The following is a 4,091-nucleotide window of genomic DNA, read 5'->3' on the forward strand; positions in this document are numbered from 1 at the left end:
TCTTATAATAACGCATATTCGAATATGTTGCAGGGGTCATCTGTTCTTAATGACTACAATCAACGCCTTGTTGATGCCAATAGAGAACGTTGGCTGGAACAAGACAATAGCGGCTGGAATAGGTTGAATATGCTTATGAACGCCGGTCATGGCTTTGCAAGGAATTACGGCACGACGACGCATAATGTGTCAGAATCTAAGATGCATGGTAACGACCCTTGGCAGAATGCTATGATGGTGCTTTTTGGATTAAAGAAGGCTGCGGAAAAGGCAGCAAATGCTGCCGTTTAGTTTGAATAATCTTAGAAAAAATAAATAGTTAAAGGGAAAGTAATGGTTTTTATAGATTTTGACCCGAGATATAAACATTTCGAACTCAAACGAAAAAAAACGACAACAGAGCGATTGCAGGAAGGAATAGATGAAAGTCAAAGACTGGATAAAGATAGAAAATTACCATTTATTCCTCAAGTACCAGTTCTCCCTAGTATGATTTCTATGAATAATCCATATGATGTGTATCACGGTTCTCTAGTTCCGATAGGCTCTATTTATCCTAATGAGGAAAATAAACCTTCGTTTCCAATTCCAAGAGAAAAAATTTCACCTAGTGTAGGAAATCATGCATCTGTTGTAACAGAACCAGTGACACCACAAGAACAGAATTCTAAACCAGAACCTAGTTTTTGGGATAAACTTTCTCGTTTTTCACAGTCTGATGTTAGTAAAAATATTGATGATTTTCTTATGGGGGCGATAACAGCAAGTCCAAATTCATCTGGATGGCAACTTTTTGCCAAGGGGCTGAAGAACTTGCATGAAGGAGATAAACAAAGAGGGCAGGTTAACCAGACTGTCGAGTATCTAAAGTCCAAAGGCTACAGCGAAGAAGAAGCTGCTGTCATGGCAAGGAATCCTCAAATGCTTAGTGCATTGTTAACAGGTGGTGATACTCCTAAGTTACCTCTGGGGCATCAATGGTATATCAATCCGGAGACAGGTGAACGTGAAGCGAGACCGATTAAAGGATCTCTACAGGAATTGGAGTATAATCAGAAAAAACGAGACATAGAAGAGTGGGAAACAAATAAGAGAGAGTATGTGAAAGAAGTTGCATTAGAAATTGATAATACTATGGGTGCGGTTAATCATGCCATTAAACTTATAGAGAGTAATCCAGATTGGGTTGCTGGTAAAGGTGGTACGGTTACTCAAATTTTCCCAGGATCTGATGCCAAAACATTAAAATATCTATTTACTCAGATTCAAGGCGGTGTCTTTAAGCGAGTGATTGCATCAATCAAAAAACAAAGTAAGAATGGAACCGTAGGTGTTGGTCCATTATCTGAGAACGAAAGCAAGTGGTTAGTATCATCTTATGGTACTTTAGATATTAGTGACAAGCCTGAAGTATTACATACAAGACTTTTAAATATTAAGAAGATGCTTGCACATTTTCAAGAATTTAATGATGAAGAAATTTATAGGTTATCACATGGATTGGAAGTAAAAGAGCGTAAAAAAGACCCTTCTCAATCTTTTACTAATGGGTTGGTGTCACAAGGAGGTAGTGAAAATATACCAAAGATGAGTTTAGAAGAGGCATCTATTAAGGATAACGTACTTTATTTTGTGGATAGTTCCAGTGGTGAATTTCTGGTTAAGGAGTAAATATTAATGGCCCCTTATAAGACTTCTGGTGCGATTAATTCTCAATATGTATATGCTAAGAATGGGACACGTTTTCGTGTAGTTGAAGATTCTGCTGAGATTGAAAAGATTATAAGATCAAATGCTAACAGTTCTTCTTCATCTTCTCCTCGATATGTATACGCTAAGAACGGAACACGTTTCCGCGTAGTTGAAGATCCCGCTGAGATTGCGAAGCTATCTAATCAATCAACTACAACAGATGATTTCTCATTTGATGATAAAGATCTTACGGTGTTGGATGCTGTTATGAGGAATAGCGCGTCTGGTGCGACGGCAGATTATTTTGACGAGATGAAAGCAGCCAATGAAGCGGGTTTTATAGATTATTGGCGTGGTGATAAGAAAGCAGAGGAGATATATAATAGACGGGTAGCTAAGGAGCGCGCTTACCAAAAAGCCTTGCAAGAGAAATATCCTATTTGGTCTTCTATTGCTTATGCTGCTGGTTCACTTGTACCGACAGGACTCTCACTTTTTGTGCCTCCATTAAGGGCTTTGGCTCTTGCAAAGCATATGTCAACACTTGGAAATATTGGTAAGGCGATGATGTTCGGGGCAGGTTCAGGAGCTTTACATGGCTCTGGAGCAGGAGAGGGTCTTTCTGGTCGTCTTATATCGGCAGGGTTTGGTGGTGGTATTGGAACAGTAGCTGGTCCTATTGGTTCTCTTGCCGGTACAGTTGCTTCTTGGGGTACAAAAAAAATGGCAAGGGGATTGCAACATGTTCCCTATATTCCCTTTATGAAAGGAGGGCGTTTTAATCCTGCTCATAAGGAAGTTCAAACCAAAGCGGTTAGGGAAGTTGCAAAAACATTATATGATGATGGTGTTGAGAATGTTGCAGAGCGTCTTGGCTCTGCGCCACGCCATGCATTTTTGACAGATATCAGTCCAAATTTAGAAGTATCCCTTGCGAATATGGGGAAAACAAATGCGCGTGTTTCTGAACTTTTGAAAGGAGCACATGGGGAACGAGTGCAGAATGCTATTCACCGTATTGGTCAGTCGGCAGATGAAAACATTACACCTCTTCAAGATACGAAAGTTTTAAAAAGGGTACTTCAAGAGCAAGGAGAAAAAGAATATCAACCTATTTATGCACAGGTGTATCGTACTCCAGTAGGAAAAGAGCATTATGCAGCTCTTAATGATCTTTTTGCACATGAAGCATTTCAAGAAGCAGTCGAGCGAGCCGTTAAAGTCTTAACAAAGGACCGTCGCCTTGCAAAACCAGAGATGTTTTATTCGAGAGAATTTAGGCACATTAATTACAAGCCTACGATGGAGTTATTAGATCAAACGAAGAAGTCTCTCGATTACCTTAGCAAGAAGTATCATAATTTTGGTGATAACCAAATGGCTCATGTATATAAATCGCTTAAAAAAGACTTAGTAGAGATAGCGGACCAAATTTCTCCTACTTATAAAGCAGCACGGGCTAGTGTAGCCAAATATGAAGGTTTTGAAGAAGCGATAAAACAAGGCAAAAACATTGCACAGAGGGACGTATCGGGAGAGGGGATTGCAGAAGGTCTTCGTAAAGGAGCAATGCCTAGTGGTCTCAATACTTATCATGTAGGGATGAGAGACTATATTGATGATCTATTAAAAGGTTCGCGTCCTATTAATAGCCTTTCAAATATTTTACAAACGGGTAGCATGTCAGATAATCTAAGCAGATCTTTAAGCTCTAAAAACATTCATGCGTTTAGAAAAGCTGTAGAGGGTGAAAGGTTCTATGAAGATGCGGCGAAAAGAGCACTGAAACCGTTTCAAGGAACGCCTGAACATAATTATTTAACAGGTGTTAATATACCGTATGGAAAAACTAGTGCAGCACATGCAGGGGCAAAAATTATACAAAATATTTTATCTGATACGATTAGAAAATTGCCACAAAAAGAAAGGCAAATACTTGAACGTGATATAGCGAAATTAGCAACTTTTGGCGTTAAAGGTATGAACCAGAAGGAAGTTGCTCAAATGTTACAAAGATTTATACGATTACATAAAGCAGGAATTGGTAGTGACCATTTTTGGCATTTCATTTCTTCGGCAGCGTTAGGAGAAGCGGGAAGATTTTTAAGGAGTAAGGGTTAATGACCCGTTATAGTCCTTCAGTTAATCAAGCGATACGGCAAACGGCAGCGCGATATGGTTTGCCAGAGAGCTATTTATACCGTGTTGCGCAAGTTGAAAGTGGAGGCAATCCGAATGCAAGGAATCCACGTTCTTCTGCTGGTGGGTTGTACCAATTTATAGACAGCACCGCCAAACAATATGGTTTGCAGGATAGGTTTGACCCCATGCAAGCGGCAGATGCCATGGGGCGGTTGACGCTTGATAATCGCAATCATTTAAGCCGCCTTTTGGGAAGA

The 4,091-nt window shown here is 39.8% G+C and carries 3 protein-coding genes and 1 pseudogene; all 4 read left to right on the plus strand.

What is annotated here, in order from left to right:
* Positions 1-291 (plus strand): annotated as a pseudogene (locus ACFILD_RS01205) (hypothetical protein); the annotation flags it as partial.
* 42 nt (positions 292-333) lie between these two features.
* A complete protein-coding gene (locus tag ACFILD_RS01210) occupies positions 334-1,671 on the plus strand; it encodes a hypothetical protein (protein WP_375664660.1) in 1,338 nt (445 codons plus the stop codon).
* Between the two features lie 6 nt (positions 1,672-1,677).
* Entirely contained in the window at positions 1,678-3,813 is a 2,136-nt protein-coding gene (locus ACFILD_RS01215) for a glycine zipper family protein (RefSeq protein ID WP_375626993.1), read from the plus strand.
* On the plus strand, positions 3,813-4,091 hold a 279-nt coding region (locus tag ACFILD_RS01220; RefSeq protein WP_375664661.1), incomplete at its 3' end, for a transglycosylase SLT domain-containing protein. The genes ACFILD_RS01215 and ACFILD_RS01220, both read left to right, overlap by 1 nt.

Origin of the sequence: Bartonella sp. CL162QHHD, assembly GCF_042195435.1 — a bacterium.
Lineage (GTDB): Bacteria > Pseudomonadota > Alphaproteobacteria > Rhizobiales > Rhizobiaceae > Bartonella.

Excerpts from the sequence above, each read along its gene's own strand:
- ACFILD_RS01215 (WP_375626993.1), top strand. The coding sequence starts at position 1,678 with ATGGCCCCTTATAAGACTTCTGGTGCGATTAATTCTCAATATGTATAT.
- ACFILD_RS01210 (WP_375664660.1), top strand. The coding sequence starts at position 334 with ATGGTTTTTATAGATTTTGACCCGAGATATAAACATTTCGAACTCAAA.